Origin of the sequence: Nonomuraea terrae, from assembly GCF_044465245.1 — a bacterium.
GTDB classification, from domain to species: Bacteria; Actinomycetota; Actinomycetes; order Streptosporangiales; family Streptosporangiaceae; genus Nonomuraea; species Nonomuraea terrae.
Window position 1 is genome coordinate 717,105 of sequence record NZ_JBITLL010000008.1, and the last position, 17,206, is coordinate 734,310.

Annotated in this window: 12 protein-coding genes; 2 read left to right on the plus strand and 10 right to left on the minus strand. The window is 69.8% G+C overall.

Annotated features, from left to right (window positions below):
• Nucleotides 1-7: 7 nt before the first annotated feature.
• From ACIBP6_RS41870 to ACIBP6_RS41880, 3 genes are all read right to left on the minus strand, one after another.
• Nucleotides 8-2,323: a sodium-translocating pyrophosphatase gene (locus ACIBP6_RS41870; protein ID WP_397060140.1), complete on the minus strand. Its 2,316-nt coding sequence runs from the start codon at nt 2,321-2,323 to the stop codon at nt 8-10.
• A 3,404-nt stretch (nt 2,324-5,727) separates the two neighbouring features.
• Nucleotides 5,728-6,147 (minus strand): ATP-binding protein, encoded by a 420-nt coding sequence (locus ACIBP6_RS41875; protein WP_132623740.1) that lies wholly within the window; start codon nt 6,145-6,147, stop codon nt 5,728-5,730.
• Nucleotide 6,148: 1 nt separating this feature from the next.
• Nucleotides 6,149-6,499, minus strand: coding sequence for an STAS domain-containing protein (locus tag ACIBP6_RS41880; protein WP_043629845.1), 351 nt, complete (start codon nt 6,497-6,499; stop codon nt 6,149-6,151).
• Between the two features lie 409 nt (nt 6,500-6,908).
• Here ACIBP6_RS41880 and ACIBP6_RS41885 point away from each other — a divergent pair, with 409 nt between their 5' ends.
• Nucleotides 6,909-9,323 carry a DEAD/DEAH box helicase gene (locus ACIBP6_RS41885; RefSeq protein ID WP_397060142.1) on the plus strand — a complete coding sequence of 805 codons (2,415 nt, stop codon included), beginning with the start codon at nt 6,909-6,911 and terminating at the stop codon, nt 9,321-9,323.
• A 143-nt stretch (nt 9,324-9,466) separates the two neighbouring features.
• Here ACIBP6_RS41885 and ACIBP6_RS41890 read toward each other — a convergent pair whose 3' ends face one another.
• From ACIBP6_RS41890 to ACIBP6_RS41905, 4 genes are all read right to left on the minus strand, one after another.
• Nucleotides 9,467-9,958: an Rv3654c family TadE-like protein gene (locus tag ACIBP6_RS41890; protein WP_397060143.1), complete on the minus strand. Its 492-nt coding sequence runs from the start codon at nt 9,956-9,958 to the stop codon at nt 9,467-9,469.
• A gap of 85 nt (nt 9,959-10,043) precedes the next feature.
• The gene (locus ACIBP6_RS41895) at nt 10,044-10,436 is read right to left on the minus strand and encodes a TadE family type IV pilus minor pilin (protein WP_397060145.1); all 393 of its coding nucleotides are present in this window, start codon (nt 10,434-10,436) and stop codon (nt 10,044-10,046) included.
• The gene (locus tag ACIBP6_RS41900) at nt 10,433-10,834 is read right to left on the minus strand and encodes a DUF4244 domain-containing protein (protein WP_397060147.1); all 402 of its coding nucleotides are present in this window, start codon (nt 10,832-10,834) and stop codon (nt 10,433-10,435) included. Before ACIBP6_RS41900 ends, ACIBP6_RS41895 begins: the two co-directional genes overlap by 4 nt.
• 672 nt (nt 10,835-11,506) lie before the next feature.
• Nucleotides 11,507-11,995 (minus strand): type II secretion system F family protein, encoded by a 489-nt coding sequence (locus ACIBP6_RS41905; RefSeq protein ID WP_397060148.1) that lies wholly within the window; start codon nt 11,993-11,995, stop codon nt 11,507-11,509.
• A 331-nt stretch (nt 11,996-12,326) separates the two neighbouring features.
• Here ACIBP6_RS41905 and ACIBP6_RS41910 point away from each other — a divergent pair, with 331 nt between their 5' ends.
• On the plus strand, nt 12,327-12,476 hold the full coding sequence (locus ACIBP6_RS41910; protein WP_397060150.1) for a hypothetical protein: 150 nt from the start codon (nt 12,327-12,329) through the stop codon (nt 12,474-12,476).
• A gap of 404 nt (nt 12,477-12,880) precedes the next feature.
• Here ACIBP6_RS41910 and ACIBP6_RS41915 read toward each other — a convergent pair whose 3' ends face one another.
• From ACIBP6_RS41915 to ssd, 3 genes are all read right to left on the minus strand, one after another.
• Nucleotides 12,881-13,597, minus strand: coding sequence for a type II secretion system F family protein (locus ACIBP6_RS41915; RefSeq protein ID WP_397060152.1), 717 nt, complete (start codon nt 13,595-13,597; stop codon nt 12,881-12,883).
• A 498-nt stretch (nt 13,598-14,095) separates the two neighbouring features.
• Entirely contained in the window at nt 14,096-15,397 is a 1,302-nt protein-coding gene (locus ACIBP6_RS41920) for a TadA family conjugal transfer-associated ATPase (RefSeq protein ID WP_397060154.1), read from the minus strand.
• A 749-nt stretch (nt 15,398-16,146) separates the two neighbouring features.
• Complete coding sequence (gene ssd, locus ACIBP6_RS41925; protein WP_397060156.1) at nt 16,147-17,190, minus strand: septum site-determining protein Ssd; 1,044 nt, start codon at nt 17,188-17,190, stop codon at nt 16,147-16,149.
• Nucleotides 17,191-17,206 lie beyond the last annotated feature (16 nt).

The following is a 17,206-nucleotide window of genomic DNA, read 5'->3' on the forward strand; positions in this document are numbered from 1 at the left end:
TCGCCGTCTACGAGGCGACGGGCTCGTGGGTGCGGTCGTTGTTGCTGGTCGGCGCGATGGTCACGGAACGCCGCTTCGACACGACGATGGCCGCGACCACCACGCCCACCGCCACCACGGTGATGCCGATGCGCAGCACCGGGTTGCCCGCGTACAGCACGACCGCGGGCGCCACCAGCAGCGCCACCAGGTTCATCACCTTGATCAGCGGGTTGATGGCCGGACCGGCCGTGTCCTTGAACGGGTCGCCGACCGTGTCGCCGATGATCGTGGCCTCGTGCGCCGGAGAGCCCTTGCCGCCGTGGTGACCGTCCTCGACGAGCTTCTTGGCGTTGTCCCACGCGCCGCCCGAGTTGGCCAGGAAGACGGCCATCAGGGTCCCGCAGGCGATGGCGCCCGCCAGGAAGGCGCCCAGCGGGGCGTACCCCAGGGCGAACCCGACCGCGATCGGCGTCATGACCGCCAGCAGACCGGGCGTGGCCAGCTCGCGCAGCGAGTCGCGGGTGCAGATGTCCACGACCCGGCCGTACTCCGGCTTCTGCGTGCCGTCCATGATGCCGGGGTTCTTGCGGAACTGTTCGCGTACCTCGAAGACCACCCGCATCGCGGCCCGCCCGACCGCCATGATCGCGAGTCCCGAGAACAGGAACACGACCGCGGCGCCGATGATCAGACCGACCAGGACGTTCGGCTGGTCGATGCTGAGGCTGAAGGTGGAGAACGTGCCGAGCGCCTCCTTGACGGACGTGGTCGCCGCCGCCAGCTCGCCCTCGACCGCCGTACGGAATGCTCCGAACAGCGCCGTCGCGGCCAGCACGGCGGTCGCGATGGCGATGCCCTTGGTGATGGCCTTGGTGGTGTTGCCGACGGCGTCGAGGCTGGTCAGCACGCGGGCGCCCTCGCCGTCGACGTCGCCGGACATCTCGGCGATGCCCTGGGCGTTGTCGGAGACGGGGCCGAAGGTGTCCATGGAGACGATGACGCCGACCGTGGTCAGCAGACCGGTGCCCGCGAGCGCGACCGCGAACAGGGCGATCGTGACGTTCCCGAAGCCGAGCAGGAACGCGCCGTAGACCGCGCCGCCGATGATGAGCGCCGAGTAGACCGCCGACTCCAGGCCGACGCTGATGCCGGACAGGATGACGGTGGCGGGGCCGGTGACGGAGCTCTCGCCGATCTCCCGGACCGGACGCCGCGTCGTCTCCGTGAAGTACCCGGTGAGCAGCTGGATGGCGCTGGCCAGCACGAGCCCGATCAGCACCGCGACGATGGCGATGAGCCGCGGGTCGGCGTCGGACTGCACGGTGGCGCCCGTCAGACCGGCGAAGCTGTCCGGCAGGTACCAGAACGCGGCCGCGGTCACCAGCACCGCCGAGATCGCGGCCGAGATGAAGAAGCTGCGGTTGATCGCCGCCATGCCGCTGCGGTCGCGGTCGCGCATGCCGGTGACGAAGATGCCGATGATCGCGGTGAGGACACCGATCATCGGGACGATGAGGGGGAAGATCAACCCCTCCTCGCCGAACGCCGCCCGCCCCAGGATGAGGCTCGCGACCAGCATGACCGCGTACGACTCGAACAGGTCGGCCGCCATGCCGGCGCAGTCACCGACGTTGTCGCCCACGTTGTCGGCAATGGTGGCGGGGTTGCGCGGGTCGTCCTCCGGGATGCCCTGCTCGACCTTGCCCACCAGGTCGGCGCCCACGTCGGCCGCCTTGGTGAAGATGCCGCCGCCGACCCGCATGAACATCGCCAGCAGCGCCGCCCCGAACCCGAACCCCTCGAGCACGTAGGGCGCGTCACCCTGGTAGACGAACACCACGACGGCCGCTCCGAGCAGGCCGAGGCCCACCGTGACCATGCCCGCCACGCCGCCGGTGCGGAACGCGATGCGCATGGCCCGCTTCTCGCCCGACTCCTTGGCCGCGGCCGCCACGCGCACGTTGCCGCGCACGGCCAGCCACATGCCCAGGAACCCGGTCAGCGCGGAGAACACCGCTCCGACCACGAAGAAGATGGAACGCCCGATGCGTACGTCTGTTTCTCCCGGCAGGAGGAGCAACAGGAAGGGAATCACGACGACGAAGATCGCCAACGTGCGGAACTGGCGCGCGAGGTAGGCGCTGGCGCCTTCTTGTACGGCGCGCGCGATGTTCTGCATGCGTTCGGTGCCCTGGCCGGCGGACAGCACCTCCCGCACCAGTCCGCCGGCGACGGCTAGCGCGATCAGTGCGACCGCGGCGACCACGATCACGATGGTGAGATTGTTTCCGCTCAGAACCAGATTGGACGCTGGCTCAGCTGCCAGCATGTGCCTGCTCATCGTTCTCCTCGGCAAGACCGGTCGTCCTGCCCGGGCGGTGCCTCCCGGCTACCTCGGCGGGTGTTGCGGCACCATCCGGGTTGTGGGTGCCGCTTCCGGTTGAATCCGCGTTCCGCCGGATCACCTTGGCCGGTTCCCGGAGTCTACGCAGGCGCACAACCGATATGAAGGCTCTGAGCGTCGCTAATTGTGCGAGTGTCTAGCAATCCCCTGCCAGCGCCCGGGTTTGGGACCTGACATGCGAAATTTCCGGAGGTTTGGGGTCACTGCAAGGCGATAATTCGGCCAGACCGAAATTAGGGCGACATGGACACGAGTGAATCCTGAGAACGCCTCGGCGCCGCCACGCGAGCACTCGCGCCCACGGCACCCCGCGCCTACGAAGGCGCTGTTCAGGACCCTAACCGTAGCTTGACCGAAGCTCTGACAGATCTTGGCGCATGGCAAGTGTACGGGCGGAATATGAATCGGCAGAAATCCACCCTTTCTCCCGGACCGGGGTCGGACCGGGGTCCCCATTGACCCGCACAAATACTCCCCCGGCTGCCCCCGAAGGCGACCATGACTTACCGCGAGGCCACCCTCGACTTGCCCGCGAGGCCACCCTCGACTTCCCCACGAGAACGCCCCCGACTTCTCACGAGCACCGTCGACATCTTCAGGACCTCTACATCTTCAGGAGGGGACTCTCTGCATCTTCACGAAAGCACCTTGACTCCCCATGAAGGCGCCTCCGCCGTTCCCACCCCGGGCCCACCCCCGGCTTCCCACCCCGGCCCCCCACCTCGCTCAGAACCGACCTCCCCTTTCCCACCCCGGGCCCACCCCGGCTTTCCTGCCCTGGACCGCCACCTCTTCCCCGCTCTGGACCGCCCGCTTTCCCCGCTCTGACCGCCCTGGCTTTCCCACCGCCCGAGCCCCCAGCCTCGCTCAGAACCGCCTCGCCTTCCCCACCCCGGGCCCACCCCGGCTTTCCAACCCCTGCGCCCGGTCCTCGCCCTGGACCGCCTCGGCTTCCCACCCCAGGCCCCCGGCCCCGCTCAGAACCCGCCTCGCCTTTCCCACCCCGGCCCCGCCGCGGCTTTCCAACCCCTGGGCCCCGGCCTCCCCCTGGGCCGCCTCGGCGCTTAGAACCCGCCTCACCTTTCCCACCCCGGGCCCACCCCGGCTTTCCTGCCCTGGACCGCCCGCTCTCCCCCCTCTGGACCGCCCTGGCTTTCCCACCGCCCGAGCCCCCAGCCTCGCTCAGAACCCGCTTCACCTTTCCCACCCCAGGCCCACCCCGGCTTTCCAACCCCTGAGCCCCCGGCCTCCGCCTGGGCCGCCTCGGCGCTTAGAACCCACCTCACCTTTCCCACCCCGGCCCCCCACCTCGCCCAGAACCCACCTCCCCTTTCCCACCCCGGGCCCACCCCGGCTTTCCTGCCCTGGACCGCCCGTTTTCCTGCTCTGAACCGCCACCTCTTCCCCGCTCTGGACCGCCCGCTTTCCCCGCTCTGACCGCCCTGGCTTTCCCACCGCCCGAGCCCCCAGCCTCGCTCCGAACCCGCTTCGCCTTTCCCACCCCCAGGCCCGCCCCGGCTTTCCAACCCCTGAGCCCCCGGCCTCCGCCTGGGCCGCCTCGGCAGTTAGAACCCACCTCACCTTTCCCACCCCGGGCACACCCCGGCTTTCCTGCCCTGGACCGCCCGCTTTCCTGCTCTGGACCGCCCCCGCTTTCCCCGCTCTGACCGCCCTGGCTTTCCCACCGCCCGAGCCCCAGCCTCGCTCAGAACCCGCTTCGCCTTTCCCACCCCGGGCTGCCCCGGCAACCCCTGGGCCCCCCGCCTCCCCCTCGGCCGCCCCGGCCTCCCCCTCGGCCGCCCCGGCCTCCCCCTCGGCCGCCCCGGCCTCCCACCCCGGGCCCCCGGCCCCCCGCAGAACCCGACTCGTCTTTCCCGCCCCGGGCCCGCCCCGGCTTTCCGACCCCTGGGCCCCCGCCTCGCCCTAGACCGCCTCGGCTTTACCGCGCTAGGCCCGCCTCCGTTTTCCCGCCCTGGGCCCGCCCCGGGTTTCACCACATCCATGGCTAGGAAGGTAAGCAGGCCCGATGTAAGCACCTCAAGCCCACTCCAACAGCACAACCACACGGCGAAAGGCGAGGACCGCCTCACCCTCCCCTGCCGGTGTTCGCGGTGCGGCTCCCGCCCACGTTGCCGATCAGCGCGCCCTTCCAGCCGGAACGGATGCCGGCGAGCACGGTGTAGTGATCGTTATGGATCGGGCATAGAAACGTCGGCCGACAAGGTCGTCCGTACAAGGGCAGAGTGAGCATGACGAACAGCGACGGCCGGTGATTTCGCCGTCTGGACATGGCCGTCTGGACATGGCCGTCTGGACATGGCCGTCTGGACATGGCCGTCTGGACATGGCCGTCTGGACATGGCCGTCTGGACATGGCAGGTGCGCCCAAGGATGGTGTTTGCCATCTTGCGCTGGACAGGTTCGGCGCATTTGCGTCCAGCGCGTCCCCAGGGCTGCGGGCACCGCAGGCCGCAGGCCAGCCAGGCATCGCAGGCCATGCCGGGCCGCAAGCCGCGGGCCAGCCAGGCACCGCACGCCGCAGGCCATGCCAGGCACCACAGGCCGCAGGCAATGCCAGGCACCGCAGGCCGCAGGCCATGCCAGGCACCACAGGCCGCAGGCAATGCCAGGCACCACAGGCCGCAGGCAATGCCAGGCACCGCAGGACGCAGGCCATGCCGAGGGGCCGGCCGGGGCAGGGTGCTTTCCCGCTCGATGGCCCGCGGGTCGTGCCGAGTGTTGATGGCTAGCGTGGCAGGCTGTGTGCCCCCGCCTGCTGGTGCCGACCGGCAACAAGGTGTGTCAAGGCGGCCGGTCCAGACCACCTCGGATGGTTTCCTCCATGCCCTCAAGCGGGCTGCGAGAGCCTGCCGCCCTCGGTCGAAGCGCTTGGGACCATACGCGGCCTTCCGGAGGCCGCATCAGTGGATTCCTGGTGTCCGTAATCGCCCGGGGTTTCAGGTGCCCGAAAAGCCGGTGCGTCATCCGGCTGATGCATGTCACGGCGGCCGAGCCCACCATGCGCCGTGACGGCGGCCCGCCCCGTGCGGGTCAGCGGGCGTCTCCCTGGAGGTGCTCAGCCACGGTCGGCGAGGGGTGTGCCGTCGGCTCCGCCGTACAAGATGCGGGTTTTCGCCCTGTACGGCGGGACACCGCGCACCCGCGAGGGCGCCCAGCGGCGAGGCGGGCGCCAGGCATCCTCACGGGCACGCTCGACCACCACCCGAGGCCCCACGAGGGTCTGCCCGCTCACATCCAGCCGAGGGGCAGTCGAGACCCGGCGAGAAGCCGTCAGCCGGCCGAGGCCGCACCGGGCCTGGGCCGGCACACCGGCACGGCGGTCACACCGCCACGGCGGCGGGCCAGCTCATGCGGATGTTGGTCCCCTTGGGGCTGGGGAAGACCTCGACGTCGTCGGCCAGTCCTTCGATGACCGCGATGCCGAAGTTGGACATGAACGAGTCAGAGAGCATGCCGAGGTCGAGGGGCTGCTCCTGCTTGATTTCCTCGCTGGGGGCCTGGTCGCTGACCGTGACCTCGAAGCGTCCGGAATCGTCACGCAGCTCGATGCGGATGGGCTCACCCGGACAGTGGACCCGATGCGCCTCGACTGCCCGGGAACACGCCTCACCCACGGCGAGCCTGACCTCGTCCAGCAGGGATTCCTCCACGCCGGTGCGGCGAGCGATGGCCGTCGCCACCAGCCGGGCGGTGCGCACATGCGCGGGGAGGGCGCTGAACGTCAGCTCGACGGTAGCCATGCTACTTGTCTTTGCCGTGAGCTTCCTTGGCCTCGTCGACCGAAGCGTAGATCCCGAAGACCTTCGTCAGACCGGTGATCCGGAAGATCTTGAGAATCCGCTCCTGGGTGCAGACCAGCTCGAGCGAGCCGTCGTGGGCACGGACCCGCTTGAGCCCCCCGACCAGGACACCGAGGCCCGTGGAGTCGAGGAAGTCGACCTTCTCCATGTTGACGAGAAGGTGGAAGTTGCCCTTGTTGACCAGGTCGATGAGGAGCTCACGCAATCTCGGCGCCGTGTAGACATCGATCTCACCCTCGACCTCCACGATGGTGAGTCGGTCTTCGGTGCGGTGATCCAACTTCAGATCCACAGATCCTCCAGCGCCTCGCCTGCGAAACTACCCTTTTGGGACTGGCAATCTGGAACGTGGCCCCAGACTGTCCGATCCTGACGCGCGGCATTCAACCACGCGCCTGGCTTGTGTCTATACGAAATCACGATTCCCGGCGACTTTGCCCAACGATGCAAGACTAGAAACAGTGACTTCCTCCGCATCCTCCCCACAACAAGCAGGTCCACTCCTCCACCACCTGCTTGGTGTTCCCGCACGTCACGACCGTGTAACCCATGTGGAGCATGTTCCAGCACGTCGGGCGGGGCACGCGCGCTGGCCGGAATGGACGCCGGACCTGCTCATTACGCGCTTGGCGAACCACGGCGTCACAGGGCTCTGGCCCCACCAGCACGAGGCCGCCGACCTGGCATTCCGTGGCCGAAACGTGATCATCTCCACGGGTACGGCGTCGGGGAAGTCGCTGGCGTACCTGACTCCCGCGGTCGCCTCCTGCCTCGACGGCGGCACCATCCTTTACCTAACCCCTACCAAAGCCCTGGCCGCCGACCAGCTCCGCGCCCTGCGCGAACTGCGCATCACCCAGGTGCGCGCGGCCTGCTTCGACGGCGACACGCCGTTCGAGGAACGCACCTGGGTTCGCCAGCACGCCAATTACGTCCTGACGAACCCGGACATGTTGCACCGCGGCATCCTCCCCCGCCACGCCCAGTGGTCGTCCTTCTTCCGCCGCCTCCGCCTGATCGTCGTGGACGAGTGCCACGGCTACCGCGGCGTCTTCGGCTCGCACGTCGCCCAGATCCTGCGCCGCCTGCGCCGCGTCTGCGCCCGGTACGGCTCGCAGCCCACCTTCCTGCTCGCCTCGGCCACGGCCAGCGAGCCCGGGGCGTTCGCGAAGAGGCTGACGGGCCTTGAGATGGACGAGGTGACGGTGGACGCCTCGCCCAAGGGCTCGACGACCATCGCGCTGTGGGAGCCGCCTCTGACGGAGCTCCGAGGCGAGGGAGGCGCACCGGTACGCCGTACGGCGACGGCCGAGGCCGCCGACCTCCTGGCCGACCTCGTTTTGTCCGACGTACGCACGCTCGCCTTCGTCCGTTCGCGCCGCGGAGCGGAAACGGTCGCCCTGTCCGCCCGCGCCAAACTCTCCAACGTCGCTTTCTCCCTCACCCCCCACCGAACCGCCGCCAACCCCACGGAACCGTCTCGTACGGACAACGCCCGGAGTCACCGCCGGGACCCCGCTCAGCCATCCACCAGCGACAGCTCACCCGATCGCCACCGAGCCCCGGACGACGCCGCAGATCCATGCGCTTCCCCCGGTGCCCCCGCCGGCGATGCCGAGCCGTCCAGCACCGACGGCTCTCCCGATCTCCCCGCCTCGGCTCCCCTGTCCGAGCCCGTCGGAGGCGAGGGCTCGGCGGGGCCGGGCTCGTCCGCCGCGATACAGGGCACTTCCGTAGCAAGCCCCTTCGGCTGGAACCTCGCGGATGGCGAACGGGCGGACCTGGCCGAGCTCCCCGACAAGATTGCCGCCTACCGCGCCGGCTACCTCGCCGAGGACCGCCGGCTCCTCGAGAAGGCCCTCCGCGCGGGCACCATCATGGGCCTGGCCACCACGAACGCCCTCGAGCTCGGCGTGGACGTCTCCGGCCTCGACGCCGTGCTCATCGCCGGCTGGCCCGGCACCCGGGCCTCCTTCTGGCAGCAGGCCGGGCGGGCGGGCCGCGACGGCCGGGACGCGCTGGCCGTACTGATCGCACGCGACGACCCGCTGGACACCTACCTCGTCCACCACCCCCAGGCCCTGTTCGGGCAGCCTGTCGAGGCGATCGTCCTCGATCCGGACAACCCGTACGTGCTGGGCCCTCACCTCTGCGCCGCCGCGGCCGAGATCCCGCTGACCGAGGACGACTTGTCCGTCTTCGGCCCCACCACCGCGGACGTCCTGGACGACCTCGTCAAGGACAACCTGCTCAGGAGGCGCCAGGCGGGATGGTTCTGGACCAGGCGCGAGCGCGCCACCGACCTCGCCGACATCCGCGGCGGCGGAGGCGCCCCGATCCAGGTCGTGGAGTCGTCCACCGGCCGGCTCCTGGGCAGCGTGGACGAGCCCTCCGCCCACTCCACGGTCCACACCGGCGCGGTCTACCTCCACCAGGGCGAGACCTTCCTGGTGGAGCTGCTCGACCTGGACGCCGGCGTGGCCCTCGTCTCCAGTGGGAACCCGGACTACACGACGTTTGCTCGTGACATCACCGACATCTCCATCCTCTCCACCGAGCGTTCTCACCCCCTCGGCCCCGGCACTCTGCACTTCGGCGAGGTCGAGGTGACGCGGCAGGTTGTCTCGTACCTCAAGAGGCGCCTCCAATCCGGTGAGGTGCTCGGCGACGAACCCCTGGAGCTGCCGCCCCGCACCCTCCGCACCCGTGCCGTCTGGTGGACACTGCCCGCCACGGCCGTGGCCCCGCTCGCGGAGGCGGGCATCGACCTCGGCGGTGCCGCCCACGCCGCCGAACACGCCTCCATCGGTCTGCTCCCCCTCTTCGCCACCTGCGACCGCTGGGACATCGGCGGCGTCTCCACGGAACTGCACGCCGACACGGGCCTGCTCACAGTCTTCGTGTACGACGGCCACGAGGGCGGCGCCGGCTTCGCCGAACGCGGCTACGCCCGCGCGACCGACTGGCTGACGGCCACGCGCGAGGCGATCACGTCCTGCGAGTGCGAACGCGGCTGCCCCTCCTGCATCCAGTCGCCGAAGTGCGGCAACGGCAACGAACCCCTCGACAAACGAGGCGCCATCCGCCTCCTCAACACCCTTCTCACTCCCGAATAGCCCATGCCCTCTTGGCATTGCCGATCTGCACTCGCGGCCGTGACTCCGCACCGACGTGGCGGCCCCCTTCCACGACACACCTCACCTCCTTGATCGCTGTCTCGGCCACCGGCGCAGCGGCGGGTCGAGCCCCGCTTCTGATGTCATCGGACTTCCGCGGCGGGACTCGGATCTGCCGGGCCAGCGCGCGATCTACCCGTCACGGTGCGGCGTCCTGACAACGGAACCGAGATCGACAACGCGGTCCAGACGTCGACGACGTCGCCGGTGAGCGTGCACCGGGTCAGCTCGACGCCGTTCTGCTCGGCGAGTGCGGAGGCTCTGTCGCAGGCGCCCTCTGGGTCGATCACGGCCAGCCGTGCCGCGGCGAGGGCACTCAGGTCAGCGGCGCTGGTGACGCGATGGCGTGCCACGCGTACGGAACCCACGGTGGCGAAGACCATGGCGATCGCCATCAGGAGCCCCATGAGCGCCACGCCCCAGAACGTGGCCGATCCGCGCTCCCCGGCAGAATCACGCCCACCGGCAACGCCGCGCTCCCTCGAAGAGCCTGGCTCTCCGCCCAAGCCACGCCCTGTCACCGAGGCACACCCCGATGCCGAGCCGTGCTCTCTCACGGGACCTCGCCCTCCCATCGGTGCCTCCTTGTTGAGTGGTCGGGTTGCCCGGCCTGTCAGGACGTCGGCCCCTGACAGGCCGGGGCTTTGGTGGGTTGAGTGCTCACTGAGGGACGTCGGGTTCGGTGTCGGCGGTGGCTGTGGCTGATACGCGGACGGCGGGGAGTGAGTGCCCCCAGGCTGGTCGTACTTCTACGGTGATCTGGACTTCGGTGAGCTCTGAGTCGCGGGATACGGCTACTTCGGCTAGTGGAGTGGTGGATGCGCGGGCGAAATCGCGGACTTGGTCGAGTGGCTCGCCTCTGGCTGCGGCCCGAGCCGCCGCGCGGGCCGCGTCGACGCATTCGAGCTGCGCACCGACTGCTTGGATGGCCCACAGGGCTGCGGCCAGGACGACCATGAGGGCGGGCAGCATCGCAGCGGTCTCGGCCGTCACCGAACCCCGCGATGCCGGCCCCCTACCGCTCGTGCAGGGCCGCGACGGGCCGAGGGTCACTTCTGCGCGGTGTTGAGTGCGCGCTCGATGAGCGACGTCAGCATCTCCTGGACCTCCGTACTGCTCACCACCTTGAACAGGATCGCGGCGAAGGCGCAGGCCGCGATGGTGCCCACGGCGTATTCGGCTGTGGACATGCCGCGCTCGCGGTTGACGCTCGCGTAGTGGAGCCACTTGTTGTAGCGCGGCCTTGTGGTGATCGCGGGCCGGTCTCGGCGGTTGGGGAGTGATCGCTCGCTGGGGCTGGTGCTGGAGTGGTCAGGCTGGTCGGTGGCAGTGGGCTCGGCTGTCTCGGGCGTGCTGGGAACGAGTGTCATGGTGTCGTTCGACGTGGTCGGGTGAGTCTCGTCGGCTGGGGCGGCTTTGATGTCGTCGGGCGTCGTGGCGGGACTGTGCATCGTGCCTCCAGGTGGGTCAAGGCCGGGGTCTCGTCCCGGCGGGAGTCAAAGGGTCGCCGAAGCGGGGTGACGAGCAACGGCCCGAGTGGCGTTCTGTGGATAACTCGGTTGGACGGGTTGTGGGCTGTGGATGAGGCCTGGATTCCGCCGGTGTGGCCGGGGCCCGTCTTCGGTGACAGGTGTCCAGACCTGTGGATGAGGCCCTGGGCCTAGGTGGCCCATGGCGCGTCAGAGCCGTCGTCCGGGACGGTGCGCCGGCGACGCTTCTCGGGGGACGGTGACTGGCCGGCGCTGTCCGGGGGGCAACGGTCGGACAGCGGTTGTTCTCAAAGGGCGGCGGTCGGTCTCGGTCTTGTCGAAGGCGGCCCGCGTGATCGCACGATGACCGTCGACCCGCGATCCCGGCTTCCCGGACGATGACGGCCGGTGGGGACGGCTCTTGATGGTCGCCGGTCAGCCGAGGGGCGGAGCTCTCGGAGGACGACGGTCGGCTAGCAGTTGGCCGTCAATCGGCCGCTTGAAGCGGTGAGGCCAGCCACCGGTCGGCTGCTCAGAGGCGAAGGACGGCTTCCTGAGCGGGTGGTTTCCGCCGATCACTGCCTGTAGTGAAGGCTGCTCGCTGGGAGTGCGCCGTCGCCGGGTGTCGCGTTCAGGGGCGCCCCCCGGAGCGTTCTACGGGAGGACGATGGTGGAAGCCAGACCAGCTATGACCGGGATGATGCCGAGCAAGACGAAGGCCGGGAGGAAGCACAGGCCCAACGGGGCGACGGCCTTCACGCCGACGCTTCGCGCCGCGGCGACGGCCGACGCCCTGGCGGCCTCGCGGGCGTCGTCCGCCAGGCGGGTCAGTACGTCGGCCACAGGGGCGCCGCTCTGAGCCGCTCGGCTCATGGCTCGGGCGAGTTGGCCTGTGGCCGGGTCCTTGGCGAGGACGGCCCAGGTCGGTTCAGGATCGGCGCCCAGACGTAGCTGGCTGCTGACCCATGTGAGGCGGCGGCCGAGTGGGCCGCCGACCGCGTTCGCGGCGATCTCGGTGGCGGCGCTCACCGGTCGGCCCGCCAGGAGGCAGGCGGTCATCAGATCGGCGGCGAACGGAAGGTCCGCGACTATGCGCTGACGCTCTTGCCGGACGTGGTCGGGTTCCCTGCGGTGCAGGAACACCGCGACCGCCGGGGTGATGAGCAGGCCGACTATGGCTCCCGCGTAACCGCCGACGAGGAGTGCCGACAGGAGACCGGCGGCTCCTGCTGAGAGCGCTGTTCTGCGGGTGAGGCGGTTCGGGTGTGTGTCAGCGGAGTGCAGCCACGCCGGCTGCGGCTCGTCCTTCGCGGCCGGAGGGATGGCGCACTGCGGTTCTTGCAGTCCGGCTCGATGCCGGGCATGCGCAGGAGTCGCTGAACGGAGCCGGGCCAGGCGCTCTGCGGGTGTTCTCGGTGAGAGCCAGAGCCAGGCGGCCGCGCCGGCACACAAGGCGGACAGGAGGGTCTGAAGCATGGACGGATCCGAATCTTTGCGGCGTGTTGTGAGCGCGGTGATGACCGGTTGTGGGCTGATGCCGGGTCATGACCGGATGACGCAATTGCGTACGGTCTCTGGCAGGGATCTGATCGCCGGCCGGATGGTCGGTCTGGCGAACATCTGACGGCCATCCAGGTGTTCAGCTTCGGGCAGCAGACGTGTCCTCCGGGGTTGAAGCCCCGCCGGCCATCACCATGAATGAGCGCGTCAGGCACCAGGGATCGACGGTTTCACCGGAAACGAACGACCTGGCACGTCGTCAGCCCATCGACCTGACAACCCTCCACGACGCCGCCCCCGGAACAAGGCAGTCATCCAAGGGTCAGCCGGCGGCAAGACGGACTTCCCGGCGTCCTCGGGACCAGGCCCGCTGGTCAACCCGCTGCAGGAATCCCTCATCGAGAGACCCAGGGACCAAGCCGTCGGGCGATCGGAACCGACACCCGGCCGTCTGTGGCCTGAGTCGCGCGGTCGGTGGGACGGCCAAGCCCCCGGATGACCGGTCCTCGCAAGAGGCGGACAGTCGGGTCAGGTCTGGGCCTTCGTGGCCATGCGGTTGGTCCACCAGAGACCGCAGGCGTCGAGGGCCACCCCTGCGAACAGGCACATCAGCCCTGGGAGGCTGCCGAGCAGGAAGTCAAGGGGGCGCATGTTCAGGGCTGCGGCCATGAGGAGGCCGAGGGCGGGGAGGAAGGCCAGCATTCGGGCTGTGGTGCGAGGGCCTGCCAGTTGGGCTGCGACGTCTTGGCGGTGGGCCTGGGCGGCGCGTTGAGTCTGCGCCACGCGGTCGACCAGGGCGGCCATTCCGGCGCCCACAGTGGTTCCGACCTCCCAGCACGTCGCCAGCCGGCGAAGGCCCTCCCCACCTTCGGGTGGCGCCGACGAGAGAAGCGCTGCCGGAACGTCGCCGCCGTCTCTGGCTGCGGCGACGACCTGGCGCATGGCATCGGGATCGGGGAAGTCCACTGCGGCGACGGCCCTGGAGAGGGCCTCGCCCGGTGTACGGCCTGCGGAGAGTTCCGCCGAGAGGGATTGGCAGAGCTCGATCGACGCGCGTCGCCACGTGTCCGCGCGGCGCCCGGGGCTGGAGCGGGTGAGCAGGCCGCTCAGTGAGCGCCGGTAAGGGGCAGGGCGTGTTGTGAGCGGCCGTAGGAGGCGACTCAAGCGGGTCGTGGCTACGTCGGGGCCTGTCCACAGCCAAACGGCGAGGCCTGTGGACAACGCAGACATCAGCGCGTTGGTCATGATCGATCGTGTTCCTTCGATGGCGTTGTCTGGGGGGCTGATCAGCGTTCCGTCGATGCCGCTGTCCGAACGCTGATCCGGGTTCTTCCATGGCGGTGTCCAAACCCCTGATCAGAACTCCGTCCACGGCGGTGTCCGCACCCTGACCAGCGTCCCTTCCACGGCGATGTCCGCAAGCTGCTCAAGGTTCCGTCCACAGCGGTGTCCGGACGTTGATCAATGTCGGCGTCGAGCACGGCTGCCGTGTGCTGGTCCCGGGTTCGGTGCGTGCGTCGGGCGGCGCGGCAAGCGCTCGATCCGTCACGGTGTGGCCGTCGGCCGAACCGGTCGTGCGTGCTGTCCTACGGCACGTCCTTACCGTGGTGGGCTCCTTCCCGCGGACCCGCCCGAACCTGGGATGTCCTCGCCCGATGTGCCCGCCCGAACCTGGGGTGTCCTCGTCCGAGTGACTGTCCGGACGGTGACCGACGTCGCTCTGTGGCCGTGTCCTCATGGTGATCAACGGTCGTTCGTGGGTGGGCCTGATCGGAGCGGCGGTGAGTGGGGTGGTGTCAGGAGGGCTCTGTGAGTTAGGGCTTCGTAGCCAGGGCCGGGGCGGGTGCGCCCTTCGGCGTCGAATGTGAGGGCGGGGACTGCCTCGACGAAGCCGGATGGCGTCCGGTGGAGCAGACAGATCTCGGCGATGCGTCTTCGCCCGTCAGGACGGCCACGGGTGAGGTGGATGACGGCGTCGAGTGCGGCGGCGAGCTGGCTGTGGACGGCCTCTCTGCTCAGTCCGGCGGCGCAGCCCAGTGCCTCCAGGCGCGGTGGTACGTCGGCCGCGGTGTTGGCGTGCAAGGTGCCGCAGCCGCCTTCGTGGCCGGTGTTCAGGGCGGCCAGGAGATCGACGACCTCCGCCCCGCGTACTTCTCCGACCACCAGGCGGTCGGGGCGCATTCTGAGCGCCTGCCGTACGAGGTCGCGCAAGCCCACTCCTCCTGCGCCCTCCAGGTTGGCCGGACGGGTCTCCAGGCGTACGACATGTGGGTGGAGCGGGCGGAGCTCGGCGGAGTCCTCCACCAACAGGAGACGGTCGCCCGGGTCCGCGAGGGAGAGCAAGCCGGACAGGAGGGTCGTCTTGCCGGTGCCGGTACCCCCCGTCACGAGAAAAGCGAGCCTGGCGGTGACCATGGCGGTGAGTACGGGGATCGCCGACGGGGCGATGGTGCCCGCCGAGACCAGGTCGGTCAGGGTGAACGTACGTCTCGGTGGCAGTCGGAGGGAGACGCAGGTGCCGCCGGAGGCGACTGGTGGCAACACCGCATGGAGCCGGACTCCTCCTGGCAGGCGGGCGTCGACGTAGGGTGAGGCGTCATCGAGGCGTCGGCCCGCTGCGGTCGCCAGGCGTTGGGCCAATCTGCGTACGGCTCCGTCGTCGGCGAAGGTGACCGGCGTGCGGCGCAAGCCGGCGCCGTCGTCCACCCACACCTCCCGCGGCCCGTTGACGAGGACGTCGGTCACGTCGGGTTGGGCAAGCAGGGGTTCGAGGGGCCCCGCGCCGATGAGGTCGGCGCAGAGGGCGCGGGCCACGGCCAGGATCTCCGCGTCGCCGTAAACGGCTTTCTCGGCCCTGAGGGCGACGGCGACCTGGGCTGCGCTGGGCTCGACGCCGGTCCGTGCGAGGCGTACCCGGACGGCCTCGACCAGCTCGGGGGAAACGCGCGCAGGAGCCGTGGACCCAGGGTGCCCTGCTGTAGGCGTTCTGGATACAGGGGTCCTCGGCGCGCCTGGTGCAGGGATCGCCGCAGGCGCATACGACATGGAAGAAGCCGTGGTCGAAGAGGCAGCGCGTGAAGGCGCTGCTGAGGTCACCGCGGAGTGGCCGGGCACGCAGGTCGCATCTGGGCGTGGAGGGACTGCTCCGGGGTTTGCCTGGACCCTTATGGAGTGCACTGACACTGCGGTGGGATGCGTGGGAACCATCCTGAGCCGCTCTGTGGCATCCGTAGAAACCTCCGCAGGCCGCCGGAATGCGACCGTGGAATCCGCGGAAACCACCGTGGGATCCCTGGGGACCGCCGCAGAGTGCGCGAAAGCCTCCACAACAGGCGCGGTGACCCTTCCGGGGTGCGTCGGAGCCGGTCCGGGATACGCGGAGACCATCTCCGGACGCGCGTAGACCGCCCCCGGACGCGCAAGGACTGCTCCCGGATGCGGTGAGACCCCTTCAGCCGGCGTGGAGACCGTCCCCGGACGCGCAGAAGCCGCTCTCGGACGCACAGGGACTGTTCCTGAGTTAGCCGGAACCCTTTCGGCAGCACGTGCGGTGACCGCATCCGGATGCGCAGAAAGCGTTCCCGGGCGCGCAGAGACCGTTCCACGTTGCGTTTCGCGCCTTTCGGTGCGCGCCGACACTGCCTCCGGGTGTGCGGAGACCGTTTCTCGATGCGGTTGGACGCGTTCGAGGGGTGTGGGGGCTCCGGTGGGGCGGCTGGGTGGCTGGATCGGGGGCGGGTGACTGGATGGGATGTCGGTGGTGGAGTACGGGTTGCTTGACCGTTGGGTGGGGGTCATGTGGCCGGCAGGAGGTCTCGGAGGAGGGACGTGCACAGGTTGCCGAGCACGGTGCGGGGGCCCAGCCTGGGGAGCTCGCCGCGGTTGAGGGTGGCGGTGAGTCTGGGCTGGTCGGGGAGGTTGCCGGCCGGTGGGACACCGAGCGAGGACACCACCACCTCGTCGTCGAGGACCCCGGGACGGAGGATCGCGCGGATGTCGGCGGTGTGCTTGTGCGTCTCGGAGAGGACCTGTGAGGCGGAAAGGATGCCTCGCACGTCTGCCGTCGCCACCAGGAGCGTGGTTTTCGCTCTGGTCAGAGCCTCGATCGCGGCTGGGTCGAGATGGCGTGGGAGGTCGACGACCACCAGGTCGAAGCCCCGGGTGCCTGCTTCGAGGACCGAACGCATGGCTTGGGCGGGAATCGGTGCCACGTCGCCTCTGTGGAAGGACAGGACCGCCAGATCGCCGAACGCCGGGAGCGCCGCCTGGAGCGCGCTGGAGCTGACCCTGCCCTCCCTGGCCACCAGGTCGCCCCAGCGGGCTCCTGGCGCCTCCTCGTGGCCCAGCAACGCGTCTATGCCGCCGCCCAGCGGATCGGCGTCGACAAGGAGCGTACGGAGATGGTCGGCTGAAGCCCTCAGGGCGAGACAGGCCGCCAGCACGCTCGCGCCCGCCCCACCCCGGCCGCCGATCACGCAGGTCACGGATCCGGAGCGTGGGTCGGGCTCCATGGCGTCGGCGAAGCGCTCCACGAGGTGGCGCTCGTCGCTCGGCAGAGTCACGACGGTCTGGGCGCCCACGGCCACGCACTTGCGCCAGGTGTCGGGGTCGTCGGTCTCGCGGGTGACGAGGACGACCTGCTCTCGGGCGGGTGGTGCGGCCGCGGCCACGGCGTCCGCCTGATCGGCTCCCACCGCGACGAGCGGGGCGAGGTTCCAGTACGGGCGGGCGTGCGCGGGGACGTGGGCCACGTCGAGCTGCGCGCCGGCCGCGGCGGCTATGCGGACCAGGTCGTCCAGCAGGGCGTGGTCCTCGGTGATGACCAATGGGCGATGCATGTGGGATCGGCCTCTC